Here is a 19,395-nt window from a genome sequence, read left to right on the forward strand (position 1 = left end):
TTCATGTAGTTTTTAAAATATTAATAGGAATTTGAATAACTAATTTGCATCCTTGACCAGGATTTGTAAGGATCTCTACCGATCCTTCCTGTAATTCAGCACGGCTCTTTATATTCATGAGCCCCTGGCCCTTTTTTACTGTTTGCAGGTTAAACCCAATACCATCATCGGCAATAAAAAGATAAACCTTGTTATCTTCCTGGAACATTTCCACCATTACATTCTTTGCATCTGCATGTCGAACTATATTGTTCAGTTGTTCCTGTAAGATGCGGTAGATCGTGAGTTTAATAGTATCATCCATCCATTCTTCAATTGAATTGGATGCAAAAAAACGGATGTCAAAACTGCCCAGCGCACGGAAACTTTCAATCAGATCGTTTACTGATGCTATCAAACCAAGATCGTTAATACTTGAAGGAACCAAAGATCTTGACAGGTTTCTTACTTCGGTAATGATAGTGTTGATATGTTTTGTTCCACGATCGATCAACTCAATAGGATCGGCCTGTTTCAGTTTCATCATCTCTAAATATAACTTGGTAGTGGTTAACAGCTGTCCAATATTATCGTGCAATTCTTTCCCTATCTCTGCTCTTTCTTTCTCCTGTGCAAACACTGCTGCCTGAGCTATCTGGAATTGGCGGCTGCGTTCCTTCAGCATTAATTCCTTCTCCAGTTTCTTACGCTCTGTTATATCACGCATAGCACCAACAATACGCACCGGCTTCCCTTTGTTGTTAAAAATCATATACCCTTTATCGAGCACATTGGCATACGAGCCATCTTTTCTACGAAAACGGTATTCACATTCCCAATGAGGTGTTGTATGCTGTTGAAGAAATAAATTGAAACTATCGATTACCCTTATACGTTCATCGTAATGAATATTGGTTTCCCAGAAATCCAATCCCTGGTCAGCATCTTCAAAACCATGACCAAACAATATACGATAACCTTCACTCCAGGTCATATTGTTCTGTTCAAGATCAAGATCCCAAATTGCTTCATTGGTTGCTTTTGTTACCAATTCATACCGCTCATTACTAATCTTAAGTTTTTCTGCAAATTCTTTTTGTTCTGTAACATCCTGCATTGTACCAACTAACCGGATGGGTAGTTGATCTTTATCAGTGATCAAATAACCTTTATCTGAAACAAAAGCATAAGTGCCATCACTTTTTTGAAAGCGATATTCACAATGCCATTGTCTTACAATAGTCTGACTTAAAAAGGCATGTAATTCGTGCATCACACGTGCTGCATCTTCGGGATGCAATTTTGATTCCCAGAAATGAAGATTTGAATGCTCATTATCTGTATCGTATCCAAATAGTAGCTTATAGCTATTGCTGCGAACTATGGATTTAGAAAGCAGATCATAATCCCAAATTGCTTCATTGGCCGCATTCTTGATAAACTCGTAACGTTCGTTACTGATTTTAAGCGCTTCTGCGGCTTCCTTTTGCGCAGTAACATCACGATGGGATGCAATGATGATTCCTTCGTTCAACAACGGTGTTGCTGTCCATGCAACCCATTTTGTTTCACCGGTCTTTGTAACAATACGGTTTTCAAAGTAAGGGATCACAACACCTCGACTAAGTTCATGTAGCTTCTCAAGCACCGCAGGCTTATCATAATCATGCACATAGCTCAAGGGGTGAATTTCTGTTGCTTCCTCGGCAGTATAACCACTAAAAGCTTCGAAAGCCGGGTTCACACGCTTGTATCTTCCATCAACACCAGCGATTGTGAGAATATCCCGGCTGATGAGAAAAAACTGATCAAGCATCAAATTGTTTTTGCGCTTGGCTATTTCTGCGCCAAATAATTTACTTTGTATACTGATGAGATTTATTTCGTTACGGTTCATTTTCTTTTGCTGTCTGTTTAAAAAGAAAAGACAACAAACAATAGTATTCTCACTCACAACAGGAACTGCTAATGCAGTTTGAAAACCGAACCTGATCGCAGTATCTTTCCGTTTAAATTCAAACTCACTTGCCGAAATATCTTCAATCCAAAAAGGCTTTTTTGAAATGCTTACATCACTTGCCACATAATCACTCAGTAAATAAACATGGTTTTTTGTTGTTTCTGCAAATGCGGCTATTTCTTTATCTGACACATCAAAATCCGAAACCTGGTTGTGCAGATAAACAGCGTCAAATCCGGGTACCCATATTTCTGCAAGCTCCCAGCCAGTAAATAATCTCAACTTATTTAAAGCGAGTTTCAGATTCTCATTTAATGGATTGGGTTGAATAAGAATCTCTGAAATATCAAAACCCAATTCATTTTCACGATTAGTACGATACGAATCTGTTACATCATTGATTTGCAAAAGATACCCATTCAAATTTGAATGAACGATCTCATGGCGGCCAATTGTTACCAACATTACTTCGCCACTTTTTGTGCGGTGTTCAACCGGCTGGCTACTTTTATAAAGATCATATAAATGTTCGCATTTAACCTGCTTTTCAAAGATCTTGCATAAGCTTAGAGCTAAGAACTCTTCTTTGCTATAACCATAACGTTCTATGGCAAACTGGTTTACATCAAGTATGGTTTTATGATCATTACTTATCACAAACAGCGGAAGAGGCAAATGGTCAAAAAATGACTTATACCTTTTCTCGCTTTCCTTTAATGCCTCTTCCCATTGCTTTCGTAATGAAATATCATTTAGGTTAATAAGCATTGAACGGATATGAGGATTATGAAAAAGGCTTCTTCCTTTTGCCTCTGCCCATAACCAATCTCCATCTTTCTTTCTGAAACGAATATCTACAGCACGGTTCTGATCGGGATATTCTAACTCCTGTTTAAAAGTGTGAATTGCGAGATCCAGATCATCTGGATGCACAAAAGAAAAACCATTCTTGCCTATTAATTCGGCCGATTCGTAACCAAGTACTTTTTTTACGTTCGGCGAACAATAACTTACATTGTTGTTTACATCCGTAAGGAAAAAGACATCGATGCCATTTGAAAGAAGTTGTTCAAGCATTTCCTCTTTATGAGTAGTACTCCTCTCTGAAGTTATATCCAGTACACTTTGCTCCACATCAAATCCAATGCATTGTATATAATACTCCTCGCTATTATTTGCTTCAATACAGTTAAACTCCCACTTTGTAGAAATGTAACCTTCATTAGCTATTGCTGTGCGTAAATTTACTGAAACTGTTACCCCTGGCTCTTGCAAAACCGATTTAATTGCAGCCGTATAAACAGTGTGATCATCTGGATGAACGGTTTCATATGAATGAGTAGTTGTAATTCTCTTTTCATTCAAACCAAAACGGCTGAAAAAATGAGGATTTCCTCCTGCATAATAACCATCAGGCTTCACCAGCACGTAATAAAGTTGCTGGCTGAGTTCGAAGGATTCGGGTATAAGTGCAATACTATTCATTAATATTGGATACGTAACAAAAGTAATTTAAAACACTTATGGCATTTGTAGTACAAAATGTATTTAGAAAGCGGTAAACTTTAAACTATTTGTACTACTTACACTACAACGGCTGACAGTATATTCAAGTAAAAATTAATATAAAAATCCTTTCTGCTGAAATAATGTTTTGCCAGTTGGTGCAAAACCTTAGGCAACACAAAAAAAGCTATGTTTCCATTCATACAATCTTACAACCTCAATTTGTATTTTCCCTTACCTTAAGCCCTTCATTCAAAATAAATCAACTACAGCATGAGAAGATCAGTCCTTTTCGCCTGGCTGTTACTGTTTACCGCAGTAGCCAGGGCGCAGGAAACCTTTCCTGTAAACGGCGTAGCCGATCCCCGCAGCGGCCTTTATGTATTTACCAATGCAACCATAGTAAAAGATGCGGCCACCACCATCAGCAATGCCACTTTAGTGATCAAAGACGGACGTATTGTTTCCGTTGGCACTAATGTAAGCGTGCCTGCCGATGCCGTGGTGATCGATTGTAAAGGGAAATACATTTACCCTTCATTTATTGATGTGTATGCCGATTATGGTATGCCAACACCGCAACGTACTCAAGGCGGTTTTAACTTCAATGCTCCTGCCCAGCTCACATCAAACCAAAAAGGAGCTTATGGCTGGAACCAGGCAATCCGCACGGATGTGCAGGGCGTTCGCATTTTCACAGCCGATAACGTAAAAGGTAAAGCTTTGCGTGATAATGGCTTTGGATCTGTGCTTGCTCACCAGCGTGATGGTATTGCAAGAGGCACTGGTGTTTTTGTATCCTTGATTGATGCAAAAGACAACAAAGCCATCCTGAAAGAAAAAGCATCGGCTCACTATTCATTCAGCAAAGGAACATCCACTCAATCTTATCCCGCTTCTATCATGGGGTCTATTTCACTTCTGCGTCAAACGTATTTAGATGCGCAGTGGTATAAGAACAATCCTCTTGCAGAAGGTGTGAACCTTTCGCTGAGATTTTGGAACGAACATCAAAACCTGCCCCAGATATTTGAAGCCAATGATAAATGGGCCGTTGTTCGTGCCGATAAAATTGGTGATGAGTTTGGTGTGCAGTATATCATAAAAGCAGGGGGTAATGAATACCAACGTATCACCGAAATGGCTGGTACAAAAGCAACCTTCATTCTTCCGCTTAATTATCCTGCAGCAATGGATATTGAAGATCCGCATGATGCACGTTTCGTTTCATTAAGTGATATGAAGCACTGGGAAATGGCTCCTGCCAACGCAGCAATGTTTGAGAAAGCAGGTATTAATTTCTGTTTAACTACATCTGATTTGCGTGATGCACGCCAGTTTCTCACCAATCTCCGCAAAGCAATGGAATATGGATTGAGCGAAGCAAAAGCATTAGAAGCGTTAACAAAAATTCCCGCAACTATTTTAGGTGTGTATGACATGGTAGGAAGTATTGATGCAGGTAAAGTCGCCAACTTCCTGATTACATCAGGCCCCATCTTCTCCGAAAAAACAGTGATCTATCAAAACTGGGTGCAGGGAGAAAAATATGCAGTGAAAGAAGAATTATGGAACGATGTAAAGGGCGTTTATAATTTAACGGTGAATACTCCGGGTGGTGCGAAGAATTATACACTTGATGTAAAGAACAGCACTACTGCAAGTGTTATTGGAAAAGACACGCTCACAGGTCGTTTTACGTTTGATGGCAAACAGGTAAAACTGAATTTCCCTGAAGCAAAGGGCAGTCGTAACAACATTCGTTTAAGCGGTATTGCTAATGATAATCTCTGGAGTGGTGTTGGCGATGATGCAAATGGCAACCGTTTTACATGGACTGCCGCATACAGCAAGGAAACAACTGTAAAGGCTGATACTACACGCCCGAAAATGGCACCTAAACTTGGTGCTGTTCCCTACCCCTTCAATGGCTATGGTTTTACAGAAATGCCAAAGCAGGAAACTATCTTAATTAAAAATGCAACTGTATGGACCAATGAGAAAGAAGGGGTTTTACAAAATGCAGACGTATTAATTAAGAACGGAAAAATTGCAGCCGTTGGTAAAAATCTGAGCGATGCAGGTGCTAAAGTAATAGATGGTACAGGTAAACATGTAACTGCCGGTATTATTGATGAACACTCGCATATTGCAGCTTCTTCTATTAATGAAGGCGGACAAAGTGTAACATCTGAAGTGCGTATTACTGATAACCTTAATCCTGAAGATATCAATATCTATCGCCAGTTGAGTGGTGGTGTTACATCATCACACATTTTGCATGGTTCAGCTAATACCATTGGTGGACAAACACAACTCATTAAACTCCGTTGGGGTGCAAATGATGAAGGTTTGAAATTCCAGAACTGGCCCGGCTTTATCAAGTTTGCGTTGGGTGAAAACGTAAAACGTTCAAGTTCACAACAGAACAATCGCTTCCCTGATACACGTATGGGTGTAAGCCAGGTGTTGATCGATGCATTTACACGTGCAAAAGATTACGAAGCTGGTTGGAAAAAGTATGATGAAGAGAAAAAGAAAAATGTAAAAGCAATTACGCCACGTCGTGATCTTGAACTGGATGCATTGGTTGAGATCATGAATAAAAAACGTTTCATCACTTGTCACTCTTATGTGCAAAGTGAGATCACAGATATGATTCGTGTAGCTGACCGTTTTGGCTTTACACTCAACACGTTCACACATATTCTTGAAGGTTATAAAGTAGCCGATAAAATGAAAGAACATGGTGCTGCTGCATCTACCTTCAGCGATTGGTGGAATTACAAAATGGAAGTATTGGATGCAATTCCGCAGAACGCAACCATCATGCAAAAAGTGGGTGTAAATGTTGCAATTAATTCTGATGATGCAGAAATGGCCCGCCACTTAAATCATGAGGCAGCAAAAAGTGTTAAGTATGGCGGCATGAGTGAAGAAGATGCGTTGAAGATGGTTACGCTTAACCCGGCTAAGATGTTGCATGTTGATGATAAAGTGGGCAGCATTAAAGTGGGTAAAGATGCTGATGTTGTAGTATGGAGTGATCATCCTTTAAGCATTTATGCAAAAGCTGAAAAAACAATTGTAGATGGTATTGTTTACTACGATCGTGAAAAAGACAAACAGCTCCGTTTGGATATTGCCAAAGAACGTGCAAGGCTGATGGCAAAAATGATCGGCGAAAAAAGAACAGGTGGTCCAACCGTGCCTTTTGCACCAAGTATGGAAATTATGCATACATGCACTGATCATTATCACAATCATGGTTTACTTGTAATTGATGCAGATGATGTAGATCAAAACATCAACCAATAAAATTTACGACAATGAAGAAATTAATATTCAGTATACAACTTTTGCTCGTAGGCATTCTTGCATTTGCGCAGGAAACTGTTTACCCGGCAAAAGCTCAAACAGAAACGATCACCATTACTAATGCCACTATTCATGTTGGTAACGGAACGGTGATTACGAATGGGTCAATCACATTTGAAAACGGAAAGATCAAGTCTGTTGGCCAGTCAGCAGCAGCAACGGGTAAAGTGATCGATGCAAAAGGCAAACATATTTATCCCGGTCTTATTTTATCTTCTTCACAATTAGGTTTAGCAGAAATAAGCAGTGTGAGAGCAACCATCGATCACACGGAGTTTGGTTTATATAACTCAAATATCCGTTCTATTGTTGCTTATAATACCGATTCAAAAGTGATTGCCACACTTCGCAGCAATGGTATTTTATTTGCGAATGTTGTACCACAAGGCGGCACCATCAGTGGCACTTCAACAGTTGTGCAGTTAGATGCATGGAATTGGGAAGATGCTACTTACAAAGCCGATGGACAAATGCACTTGAACATGCCTAGTTTATTACCACGTCCAAGTCGTTTTGCAGCATTCTTAGGCCAAACTGACACAAGAAGCACAGCTGATCAGGTGAAAGAAGCATTGGCTCGTGTAGAAGAAATCAAAGGATTTTTTCGTGAAGCAAAGGCTTATCACAAAGAAGCAACACATGCAAAAACCAATTTAAAGTTTGAAGCAACAAAAGCTTTGTTTGAGAAAAAGCAGAAGCTGTTTGTGCATTGCGATATCGTAAAAGAAATGCTGGTTGCAATTGACTTTGCAAAAGAGTTTGGTTTTGATGTAGTGATCGTTGGTGGCAGCGAAAGCTGGCAAATTGCTGATCTGCTGAAACAGAACAATATTGCAGTGATCCTTGCTGAGCGCCATGCATTACCAACTTCACCAGATGATGATGTTGATCTTCCTTACAAATCAGCTACCTATTTACAAGATGCGGGTGTTTTGTTTGCCATCAATGATACAGATGGTTCAACCCGTGGGCGCAATCTTCCTTTCAATGCAGGCACAGCAGCAGGTTATGGCATTACGAAAGAGCAGGCATTAAGTTCAATAACACTCAATGCAGCCAAAATTTTGGGCATCGACAAAGTAACCGGCTCCCTAGAAGTAGGAAAAGATGCCAATATTGTAGTGAGTGAGGGAGATATTCTTGATATGAAATCGAGCATTATCACCCATGCTTTCGTCCAAGGTCGACAGGTAAGTCTTGATGACAAGCACAAACAGCTGAACGAGCGGTATAAGTACAAATACGGCATTAAATAAACCGTTTCCCCTGATATTCATAAAAAAAGGTTGCCAAAATCGGCAACCTTTTTTCTTACGTACATATAAACACTTAAAAAACGTTTATACCTTCACAGTACCAAATCAACTAACCACACAAACTATGAAGAAGCATGTATTTTATTTGTTCATCTTAACGGCTCTTTTTTCGTGTCGTAAACCGCAGGATACTCCGCCCCTGCAAAATATTCTTACGCAAGGCAGCTGGCGCATCTCACTTTTGAGAGACAATGGCAATAATATCACCTATCTCTATAACGGTTGGAAATTTACGTTCAATGCTGATAAAACAATGCAGGTAACGGATGGTGCAACCACTTACACCGGTACATGGAATGAAAATCCACAGGGCGATACGTTTGAGTTAGATATTTCGTCTACTGAACTTGAGTTGGAATATATCAGCAAACTCTGGCACAATGAATTGATCAATCCAACCGGCGTGTTGTTTCATAACGACAGGAATAATCCCACCCAAGAATTACAGTTTAGAAAATTATAGTGATCAGGGCTGCAATTTTGGATAATCAAAAAACCAGAATTCCTTTTTTGCTTTTGCAAAATCTTTCCAGTTATCAATTTCTGCCTTCACTGCAAAAACAGAAGAGGTAGGCATATTATCAATGCTGGTACTTGTGAGTGTGTTGGCAAATTCTGTAATGCCTTCGTTATGTGAGAAAATAGCAGCCGTTGAAATTGCTGCAGGTATGTTTATTATCGTCTGCATAAACACATCAGGTGCTGCCAGGTATAGTTGTGATTGAAGATGCATAGCTGCTTCATCGACCTTGAACGTTTTCATGAAAAGAGAACAGGTTTGCTTTGCCCGTATTGCAGGGCTGCTAATGAATGCATCAATCTTTATCTTTCGGTCTAGCAGGCGTTTCGCCATCACAGGTGCATCTTTTAATCCTCTCGCATTTAATGGCCGGTCGAAATCGTTTTGTGTGGGGTTATCCCAACTGCTTTTTGCATGGCGTATGAGGAAAAGCGATTTCATAATAATGAAAATAAGCAATCAGCAGCAATAAAAAAACCATCCGAATATTCAGATGGCTCTCTTAAAAGTATTTTCCCGGTTTGATTTAAGATTTTAAAGACGGGTAATAATTAATAACAAAAATTCAGCCAAAGAGTTGTTTCACTCTTCTTTTTTAATATCCACGCACATTTTTCCCATCAAGATAATTGAGTAACGCTTTGTTACATACCCTGTTACCTCCAGGGGTTGGATAGTTACCGGTGAAATACCAATCTCCTGTGTTGGTAGGGCAGCTGGCGTGCAGATCCTCAATATTCTGATAGATCACCTGTACAGGAATAGTAAATCCTGCCGGTGTGATGAGCTGTGCAATTTTATCGCTGATCTCTTCTGTTGTAAATGGCTTATATAATCGGCGAACAACATTCTCAGTATGCAATTGATTGTTGCGTTGTAACTCTTTGATGGTGGTATGCACTTCATCGATCAGGTCAGTCATTCCTCTTTCTTTCAACAATTCCATTGCTGCACGGAATGCCACAAAATCACCCAGCTTACTCATATCAATACCATAACAATCGGGGTAACGGATCTGCGGTGCACTTGATACAACAATGATCTTTTTTGGACCAAGACGACCCAACATACGCACAATACTTTCTTTTAATGTTGTACCACGTACAATTGAATCATCGATCACCACCAACGTATCAACACCCTTCTGAACAGTACCGTATGTAATATCATATACGTGTTGTACCATTTCGTTACGGCTGCTATCTTCCGTAATAAACGTACGCAGCTTCACATCCTTGATCGCAATTTTTTCCTGCCTGATCTTACGTGTGATCATCTCGTTCAACTTCTCTTCATCAAAATCTTTACCCCAACTCATGATACGTTGTACTTTGATCTGGTTGAGATATTCTTCCATCCCTTTCACCAAACCATAAAATGCCACTTCAGCTGTATTCGGAATGTATGAGAAGATCGTATTCTTCAAATCATAATCAATATGTTCAAGAATACGTTTGCTGAGTTTATGACCAAGGGTGATACGCTCACGATAAATTTTTTCATCACTACCCCGGCTGAAATAAATACGCTCAAATGAACAAGCCCTGCGTTCTTTTGGTTCAAGTATTTGTTCAATATGATATTGCCCGTTTGCCTCCACAATAAGTGCTTGCCCGGGCATCAGTTCTAATACTTCATTTTCGCCAACATTGAAGGTGGTACGGATGGCTGCACGTTCGCTTGCTGCAACAATTACTTCATCATCCACATAATAATACGCAGGACGAATACCATGTGCATCACGCATTACAAAACCTGCGCCATTACCGGTCATGCCACCAATGGTATAACCACCATCAAATAAAGGTGTTGCTTTTTTCAGCACATTAAATACCGACGGACTGTTAGGACTAACCTCATCTTCTTTCACTAAGAAATGATGAACGACTTCCATCATAGCAGCTAAATCACTCTGGCGTTGAAACTCACCCGGATCAATATTCACCAAACCAAATAACTCATCTGTATTTACGAGATTGAAATTACCGGCCAATGCCAGGTTACGTGCAGGGTGAGTGTTGCGCTTTATAAAAGGATGGCAAAACTCAACATTGTTTTTACCCTGGGTACCATACCGAAGATGACCCAACATTTGCTCACCAAGAAATGGAAGATGGCCTTTCATTAACCCGGCATGCTGTTTAATATCGGGTTGATATTTTTCCAACTCCTGCACTTCCTGTCCTACTTTAAAGAACAGATCGGCAATAGGCTGATTGGCGCTGCTTCTTAAACGATGGAGAAAAGGATAACCCGGTTCTACATCAAGTTTAACAGCTGCAATACCGGCACCATCCTGTCCACGGTTGTGTTGTTTTTCCATGAGCAGGTACAGCTTGTTAAGGCCATACAGCACGGAGCCATATTGTTTCTGGTAATGAGAGAAGGGTTTGCGTAAACGAATGAAGGCCAAGCCGCATTCGTGTTTTATTTCGTCGCTCATGATTGTTGTGAGAAGTCGACCTTGGTTCCCCCTCGGCCGATGAAGGCGCAAAGGTAAGAATCAATGCCAACATTACTGCATTAATTAAGGACTGATTCGGGATGAAGGCTCTGTGCAAGCCATAAAAATTCCCGAACAAATACATCTATGCTTTTTTGATAAGCTTCATCAAGCAGGTTTCCGTCTTCGTCGAATTTCTTATCTACATTCCCAACCACCAACATATGAGGGCTGGCAATACCGAATAAAGCATTGATCAGCAACTGCATTTGCTGTGTTGCACGGATTCCGCCCATGATTCCCGTGCTGGCAGTAACGATCCCAAATGCTTTGTGACTTTGCTTTGGATAATGATCCAATATATTTTTCATCACTGGCGTGTAGCTACCGTTGTATTCCGGGGTCACTAAAATAAACGCATGCGCATCGAACATTCGTTTGCTTAAAGGTTTAAACTCCTCTGGTGTAGCATCAACTGAAACAAATACATTTTGCAGCAAAGGGAGATCCCATTCTCTTGCATCAATTATGTTTACAGTGTGTGCTGTTCTTGCAGTCAGCAGTTTTTGGAGGAACAAAGCAACACGATGTGTTACGCTGTTTTCTCTCGGACTGCCAGATATTATTTCGATGTTCATTTATTCATGATTGATTGGTGATTGATAATGACCAACGCCGATTCTTTCTTAGTCCAACGGAACAAAAATACCCGTTAATCCTGGCATAATGTCTTTCTATTGATAGATCAGATGATCTCAACGTTCAACTCTGATGCGGCAGAAAGTGTTTTTGACACAGGGCAATTTTTTGCTACCTGTACCAATCGTTGTATTTGAACCTCTGAAAGTTGATGCTCAAATTTCAATTGCCGGGTGATGATTGTTTTGCCATCTTCACGTTTCAACGAAACTGAAAGATCAATTGAGCCAACATTCCATTGCTTATGATCGGTATACATCCGCAAGGTGACCAAGGTGCAACTAGCCAATGCTGATTCTAACAACTCATCAGGTGTTGGCGCAGTATCCATTCCTCCTTTTTCAACCGGTTCATCAGCATAAAACTGATGACGGCCATTGCTATGTGTTACTTTATATTTTTCTGCGCCAATGAATGAGTTGATCATTTGTATTAATTAAGATTCCCAAATTTACCGGCATTATAATCATCAATTGCTTCCATAATTTCCTGTTGTGTGTTCATCACAAAGGGTCCATACGCTGCAACAGGCTCGGTAATTGGTTCACCACTTAACAATAACAAGTGTGTTACATTATTTGTTTGGATATGGATTTTCTCACCGCTATTGTCAAATATCAGCATGTCGCCTTCACGTGCTGTTTTATCATCATTGATGAGAACAGTTCCTTTCAATACAAGTAACGTTGTATGATCACCATCAACCACATTCAGATCGAATGAAGCATCTGCTTTTGCATGTGCATCAAAAATATTAATGCGGGTAAATGTATTGGCTGGCCCTTTCACGCCGTTCATTTCACCTGCAATGATGCGGATCTTTCCTTTATCATCTCCTATCTGTATCTCAGGAATATTGTTCGAACGGATATCCTGATAAGCAGGTGGAGTTGATTTATCTTTTGCTGGCAAGTTCACCCAAAGTTGGGCACCATGTAATAAGCCACCTTTCTTACTGAATTCTTCTTCATGAAATTCTTTATGCAGAATCCCGGCACCTGCCGTCATCCATTGCACATCACCTGCAAACAATTTGCCTTTGCCACCACTGCTGTCTTCGTGTGCCAATGCGCCATCCCACAAAATACTTACGGTTTCAAAACCTTTGTGCGGATGTACATCTACACCACGAGGATGATCAGTAGGCAAATAGTTTGTCGGTTCAATGTAATCAAGCATCAGGAAAGGGCTCATGTCTTTCCACATTGCCGACGAAATAAATGTTCTTACCTTAAAACCATCTCCAACCATATGAGCGGGAGCCGCTTTCCTTGTATACTTGATCTGTTTCATTTTTATTCGATTGCTTTTCAAAACCGGGTTATCCCGTTTTCGTTATTGTTTTACAAACTGAACATGAAACTGAAGTTTCACATCATCACTTACCACGATGCCACCTGCTTCTGTTACGGCATCCCAACCCAATCCAAATTCTTTACGTTTTATTTTCCCTTCTGCTTCAAAACCAACTTTTGTTTGTCCCCATGGGTCTACAACAACACCATTGTAATCAGCTTTCAGTTCAATTGATTTTGTTACATCACGTATTGTTAAGTCGCCTTTCAATACCAAACCATCATCTGTTTTATTAACTGAGGTAGAAACAAATTTCAATTGTGGGTATTTATCAGCAGCAAAGAAATCTTCGCTTTTTAAGTGTGCATCACGTTGTTCGCTACGGGTATCAACACTGTTGACATCTGCAGTAAAAGTTACAACCGCATCGCTGAAATCATCCGCTTCACCGGTTAAGGTTGCATCAAACGATTTAAATTGTCCTGTTACTGTTGTGATCATAAGGTGTTTTACTTTGAAGATAATGTCGCTGTGCGATGCATCAATTTTGTACGTTGCCATTTTGTTTGTGTTTAGATTTTTGTTTTTATAAATTGTTGATTTAAACTTTTAGTTGAGCATGGGTACTTCCATCAGCAATAATCTTGCATCAGAATCTGCTGTAATATTGAGTGTATCTGTTTCGCTGATACCAAGACCATCACGTTTGTTGAGCGATTCTCCGTTAATGGTTACATCCCCTTCCAATACAAACGCATATACCCCGCTGTTGATTCCTTTTAGTTTATACTCTTTGGTAATTCCTTTATCAAGATTACCAAGGCTGAACCATGCATCTTGATGAATCCATACGCCTTCATCATCCGCATTAGGACTTAGCACCTGTAACAGATTATTCTTCATTTTACTTTCATCCAATGTGATCTGTCCGTAACGGGGCTGCACATTTTTCTTATTTGGGAATACCCATATCTGTAAGAACTTTACGTCGGTATCGTTGTTGGCATTCATTTCACTATGTGAAATACCAGTGCCTGCGCTCATCACCTGGATATCGCCTTGCTTAATGATGGCTTCATTACCCATACTGTCCTTATGTTTCAGATCTCCACTCAATGGAATGGAAATAATTTCCATGTTATCGTGTGGGTGTGTTCCAAAGCCCATGCCTGCCGCTACTGAATCATCGTTCAATACACGTAGTGCACCAAAATGAATCCGCTCCGGGTTATAATAACCGGCAAAGCTGAAACTATGGTAACTGTTGAGCCAGCCATGGTTGGCGTGGCCTCTTGTTGCTGATTTATGTAATACTGCTTTCATAACTATTCCTTTATTACATGTACATACATGTATTTGTTTAAAAAAAAATCAACTTTCTTTTGCTCTGATCTGCTCAAGCAGATCATTCAACTTTGCGGCTGAAGCTTCATTCATTTGAATCATTTCTTCAAACAGGTTGTTGATGCGTTGTGTACTCAACTCCAAAATGTTAAGACCTGCTCCAGTGAGTGACATCACCGTATGACGTTTATCGTTCAAATCAGTGGTTCGCTTCACCAGTTTCTTCAGCACCAAACGATCAATAATCCTTGGTACATTCGAGCTTTTTTCGATCATCCGGCCCGCTATATCCTTCACGCACATGTCATCGGGCGCCTTTCCTTTTAAGATGCGGAGTACATTGTACTGTTCATGTGTTAAGCCAAAATTTTTTAATTCCCTGCTCATCAATGTCTTTAACCACCAGGCAGTGTACAGGATATTTAGGCCTGCCTTGTGGGTTTCGTCTTTAAAATTCACACTTTGTATGGCTTGTTCTAATTTCACTATGCAAATATATGTACGTACATGCAATTTTCAAAACAAAAAGGCAATCGATTTTTTCAATTGCCTTTTTTCACAATTTCTTTAGTTTTTTACAGTGCTCCCGAGAATGGCTTTTATGGGTGCACAATCCTTGTATTCGTCCTCGATCTGCACATAAAATGTGTTCGAATTCTTAATGAACCACTTTTGCAGTTCTTTTTCTTTCTTTTCTTCTAATGCACGACCAGCAATTTTGCTGTAATCATTTTCTATATTCTCTCTATGCGGAGCTGTACGGCTAACCAGGTAGATCAAACGAACACCTTTCTTACCTTGTGGATCAGTGAAAGCTGTTGGTTGTGCAAATTCACCTGGTTTTAATTTTTCCAGTAAAGGCACCATTTCTTTATCGAGGTCATCAATGTAAATAATTGATGTACCATCTTTTCCACGCATCATACCAGCCGTAAATTTTGAATTTTCTTCATCAGAATACTTGCTAACCGCTTCACCAAACTTCAAGGTTCCGGCAATTAATTTAGAACGAACTGTATCAAGCTTATTGATGGCATCTTTAATATCAGGCTCATTAATGCGTGGTATTTTCAGAATATGTCTTACAGTTACTTCTTCACCATTTTTTGATAAGCATTGAATGATGTGGTAACCGAATTTTGATTTAATGACTCTTGAAACCTGTCCTTCTTTTAAACTCATAGCCGTATTAAAGAAAGTTGGGTCCCATTGATTATCGTTTCTATTCAACACATACAACCCGGCATTTTCTTTTGCTGCAGGATCTTCACTGTATTGAGAAGCAAGGAATTCCATTTTCTTTGAACCACTTTCAACCTGGCGCTTGAATTCTTTTAATTCTTCCTGTGCATACTCTTCCATTTCACGACCGGCTTTTGGATATACCACGATTTCACCGATCTCTAATTCTGTTTCGTAAAATGCAAGACTGTCTTTTGGTATCTTATTGAAGAATGCTCTTACTTCTGTTGGAGTGATCTTTACATTTTCAACGATCTTACCACGCATAGCTGTAGCCAGTTTGCTTTCCTTGATGGGTTCACGCATTTCTTCACGGAACTGGTAAATGGTTTTACCGGTGATCTGTTCGATCACTTCTTTTGAACCATATTGCTGAATAAAATAGCGGATACGATTGTCAACATCTGCCTCTATCTCTTCATCACTCACAGGAAGTGAATCCTTTTCAGCCTGGATTGCCAGCATTTTATTAATGATGAGCTGTTGCATCAAATAACATGATGCATCAGGAGGTAGGTCATAATCTTTGCTCTTCGCATCGTTGATCTGGTTGTCGATATCCGACTTCAACATAATACGATCCCCAACAACACCAATGATTTTATCAGCTACAATTTTCTTTGTTTGTGCCTGCACAAACAACACAGCTAATAACGCAATAACAGTAAATATTTTTTTCATTCTAAATATGATGAGCGTCAAAAGTAATAGAGATGGCCGTCTTTCCAGCACGGCCATCTTTGTTTTAACATTCTGTTTCTATGCTTTGCAGCTTATAATGTTCGTTTCACTTCTTCTTCTTCAAAGGCAACAATGGTATCGCCTACGTTCAGATCTGCGAAATTTTTGATCGTTAAACCACATTCCATATTCGATGCTACTTCTTTCGCATCGTCTTTGAAACGTTTCAAGCTACCCAGTTCTGCAAAACCACCTTCTGTACGTGGGTATACCAATACACCATCACGGAACAAACGGATCTTCGCATCACGTTTCATTTTTCCTTCGAGCACATAACAACCTGCAACAGTTGCCTTATCAAACTTGTACACTTCACGTATTTCAACTGTAGCAACTTCTTTTTCTGTGATCTTCGGTTCCAGCAAGCCTTCCATCGCACTCTTCACTTCTTCGATAGCATTATAGATGATGGAGTAGTTCTTGATCTCTACACCTTCCTGCTCAGCCAGACGTGATGCCTGCAATGATGGACGAACGTTAAAGCCAATCAGGATCGCATCAGATGCACTTGCCAATGTTACGTCAGCTTCAGAGATTTGACCAACTGCTTTGTGGACCACATTCACTGCAATTTCTTCTGTTGACAATTTCTGCAATGAATCGGTTAAGGCTTCTACTGAACCATCCACGTCACCTTTGATGATGAGGTTAAGTTCTTTAAAGTTACCCAATGCCAAACGGCGACCGATCTCATCGAGCGTAATATGTTTCTTGGTTCTGATACCTTGTTCACGCAGGATCTGTGCACGACGGCCGGCAATTTCTTTTGCTTCAGCTTCGTCTTCATACACTTTAAATTTCTCACCCGCCTGTGGTGCACCATTTAAACCAAGTATCTGAACCGGTGTTGAGGGACCTGCTTTTTCAATACGCTGGTTTCGTTCGTTGAACATGGCTTTGATACGTCCGTAGTATTGTCCGGAAACGATCAGATCACCTTGTTTAAGTGTTCCGTTCTGAACCAGAATTGTTGCAACATAACCACGTCCTTTATCCAACGATGCTTCAATGATTGATCCGGTACCTTCCTTATCAGGATTGGCTTTCAGATCAAGCAATTCAGCTTCCAGCAATATTTTTTCAAGGAGCTTATCTACATTCAATCCTTTCTTGGCAGAGAGTTCCTGGCTTTGGAATTTACCGCCCCACTCTTCAACAAGAATATTCATTTGTGATAACTGTTCGTATATCTTTTGCGGATTAGCTCCGTCTTTATCGATCTTGTTTACTGCAAAGATCATTGGTACACCAGCTGCCTGCGCATGGCTGATGGCCTCTTTTGTTTGCGGCATTACGGCATCATCTGCTGCTACAACAATCACGGCAACATCCGTAACCTTGGCACCACGGGCACGCATAGCCGTAAACGCTTCGTGACCCGGTGTATCGAGGAAGGTGATCTTTTTACCTGCAGCATTGGTTACTTCATACGCACCAATGTGTTGGGTAATACCTCCCGCCTCGCCAGATACTACATTTGCATTTCGGATATAATCGAGCAATGATGTTTTACCATGATCAACGTGACCCATAATGGTAACAATCGGTGCACGTGGCTTCAGGCTGTCAACATCATCTTCATCATCTTCTTCCTCCATTTCTGCCTGCTTCTCCATATCAATGAACTCAACTTCAAAGCCGAATTCACCAGCCACCAATTCAATCAATTCCGCATCAAGACGCTGGTTGATTGAAACCATCATACCCAAACTAAAACATTTTGCCACAACATCAGTTGCTGATACATCCATCAAACTTGCCAATTCAGCAGCACTGATGAATTCTGTTACCTGCAGCTTGTTGTCTTCGCCACCCTCCGGCATATTATCAGCCATTTCATCACGCTTGAGTTTGCGGTATTTAGCCTTTAAGCTCTTACCACGACCACCCTGGCCTGAAAGTTTGGCTTGTGTTTCACGAAGTTTTTCCTGGATCTCTTTTGCATCGATCACTTTGTCTTCACGACGGGTGATCGCCGGACGGTTACCTGCTCTTTGAGGAGGTCCGATCCTCGATCCGCCATCTCTACGCTGACCACCACCTTGTTGCTGGCCACCTCTGTTTTGGAAGCCACCCCCTTGCTGGCCACCCTGACCTTGTTGCTGACCACCACCTTGCGGAGGTTGACTGCCTTTCTTATCGATAGGGATACGTTTGCGTTTACGCTTTTCTTTATCCTTATCTGTAATAACAGGCTTAGGTCTTGTATCGGAATTAACAGGAAGTTCAATTTTACCGAGGATCTTAGGTCCCTCCAGTTTGTCGGCTTTAATGTTTTCAATTACTACTTCTTCATCTTCTTCTGCAACAGGTTCTTCTGTAACTGCTACCGGTGCCACAACTTCTTCTTTTACTTCAGGAACAACCACTTCTTCTTTTGGTTCTTCTTTCTTTTTCTTTTCGATCTTCTTAGGTCTAGTAGATGAATCGATTTTATCAAGATCGATCTTGGTTATGATCTTTGGACCTTCCACTTCCGGAGCTTCCACCTTTGTTACTTCTGGCTCTGGTTGTGGTTGAACTACTACCTCTTCAACTTTTGGTACTTCTGCCACCACTACCACTTGAGGTTGTTCTACCACTACCGGCGGCTCAACCGGTTTTACTTCTTCCACCTTTGGCTCTTCTTTTACAACCTTCTTTACTTCCTTCCTGATCGAAATGTCCTCTTCTTCTTTTTTCTTCTTCAAATCAGACATACCGCCCTTCGGAATTTCGATCTGATCACTTTTTGCTTTCGCCAGTTTATCAGATGAGAATTCTGCCTGCAACGCACGGTACATTCCTTCCGTAAGCTTTGCAGTGGGCTTAAGATCGTCTTTATTGAAGCCTTTGTTGGCCAAAAAATCAATAAGGGTGTCCTTACCGATATTGAACTCCTTGGCTGCGGCCATTAAACGTGGTGTATTACTTTCTGACATAATGAACTTCCCTTGCCATACCTCAGTACGAGGGAATATCTTGTTTAATT

At 40.5% G+C, this 19,395-nt stretch carries 14 protein-coding genes; 3 read left to right on the forward strand and 11 right to left on the reverse strand.

Features of this window, described 5'->3' with window-relative positions; translation table 11 throughout:
• Window position 1 precedes the first annotated feature (1 nt).
• Window positions 2-3,424, reverse strand: a complete 3,423-nt coding sequence (locus tag WG954_RS03210; RefSeq protein WP_340433618.1) for a PAS domain S-box protein — start codon at window positions 3,422-3,424, stop codon at window positions 2-4.
• Window positions 3,425-3,718: 294 nt separating this feature from the next.
• Between WG954_RS03210 and WG954_RS03215 the strand changes: the two genes are divergently transcribed.
• The 3 genes from WG954_RS03215 (at window position 3,719) to WG954_RS03225 (ending at window position 8,602) form a co-directional block, all read left to right on the forward strand.
• On the forward strand, window positions 3,719-6,763 hold the full coding sequence (locus WG954_RS03215; RefSeq protein WP_340433621.1) for an amidohydrolase family protein: 3,045 nt from the start codon (window positions 3,719-3,721) through the stop codon (window positions 6,761-6,763).
• Window positions 6,764-6,774: 11 nt separating this feature from the next.
• Window positions 6,775-8,079: an amidohydrolase family protein gene (locus WG954_RS03220; RefSeq protein ID WP_340433624.1), complete on the forward strand. Its 1,305-nt coding sequence runs from the start codon at window positions 6,775-6,777 to the stop codon at window positions 8,077-8,079.
• A 124-nt stretch (window positions 8,080-8,203) separates the two neighbouring features.
• Window positions 8,204-8,602 carry a hypothetical protein gene (locus WG954_RS03225; protein WP_340433627.1) on the forward strand — a complete coding sequence of 133 codons (399 nt, stop codon included), beginning with the start codon at window positions 8,204-8,206 and terminating at the stop codon, window positions 8,600-8,602.
• A gap of 3 nt (window positions 8,603-8,605) precedes the next feature.
• On the opposite strand, the gene WG954_RS03230 is transcribed toward WG954_RS03225, so the two are convergent.
• From WG954_RS03230 to infB, 10 genes are all read right to left on the reverse strand, one after another.
• Complete coding sequence (locus WG954_RS03230) at window positions 8,606-9,100, reverse strand: SixA phosphatase family protein (RefSeq protein WP_340433629.1); 495 nt, start codon at window positions 9,098-9,100, stop codon at window positions 8,606-8,608.
• Between the two features lie 154 nt (window positions 9,101-9,254).
• On the reverse strand, window positions 9,255-11,102 hold the full coding sequence (locus tag WG954_RS03235; protein WP_340433631.1) for an amidophosphoribosyltransferase: 1,848 nt from the start codon (window positions 11,100-11,102) through the stop codon (window positions 9,255-9,257).
• Between the two features lie 80 nt (window positions 11,103-11,182).
• Window positions 11,183-11,740, reverse strand: a complete 558-nt coding sequence (locus WG954_RS03240; RefSeq protein ID WP_340433633.1) for an NADPH-dependent FMN reductase — start codon at window positions 11,738-11,740, stop codon at window positions 11,183-11,185.
• Window positions 11,741-11,847: 107 nt separating this feature from the next.
• Entirely contained in the window at window positions 11,848-12,228 is a 381-nt protein-coding gene (locus tag WG954_RS03245; protein ID WP_340433635.1) for an OsmC family protein, read from the reverse strand.
• Window positions 12,229-12,233: 5 nt separating this feature from the next.
• On the reverse strand, window positions 12,234-13,094 hold the full coding sequence (locus WG954_RS03250; protein ID WP_340433637.1) for a pirin family protein: 861 nt from the start codon (window positions 13,092-13,094) through the stop codon (window positions 12,234-12,236).
• Window positions 13,095-13,136: 42 nt separating this feature from the next.
• Window positions 13,137-13,658, reverse strand: coding sequence for a YceI family protein (locus WG954_RS03255; protein ID WP_340433639.1), 522 nt, complete (start codon window positions 13,656-13,658; stop codon window positions 13,137-13,139).
• A gap of 48 nt (window positions 13,659-13,706) precedes the next feature.
• Window positions 13,707-14,420, reverse strand: a complete 714-nt coding sequence (locus tag WG954_RS03260) for a pirin family protein (RefSeq protein ID WP_340433641.1) — start codon at window positions 14,418-14,420, stop codon at window positions 13,707-13,709.
• A 48-nt stretch (window positions 14,421-14,468) separates the two neighbouring features.
• Window positions 14,469-14,927, reverse strand: coding sequence for a MarR family winged helix-turn-helix transcriptional regulator (locus WG954_RS03265; protein WP_340433643.1), 459 nt, complete (start codon window positions 14,925-14,927; stop codon window positions 14,469-14,471).
• 81 nt (window positions 14,928-15,008) lie between these two features.
• Window positions 15,009-16,364, reverse strand: a complete 1,356-nt coding sequence (locus WG954_RS03270; protein ID WP_340433645.1) for a peptidylprolyl isomerase — start codon at window positions 16,362-16,364, stop codon at window positions 15,009-15,011.
• Window positions 16,365-16,456: 92 nt separating this feature from the next.
• On the reverse strand, window positions 16,457-19,345 hold the full coding sequence (gene infB, locus WG954_RS03275) for a translation initiation factor IF-2 (RefSeq protein ID WP_340433647.1): 2,889 nt from the start codon (window positions 19,343-19,345) through the stop codon (window positions 16,457-16,459).
• Between the last annotated feature and the right edge of the window lie 50 nt (window positions 19,346-19,395).

Source organism: Lacibacter sp. H375 (genome assembly GCF_037892425.1).
Taxonomy (GTDB): domain Bacteria; phylum Bacteroidota; class Bacteroidia; order Chitinophagales; family Chitinophagaceae; genus Lacibacter.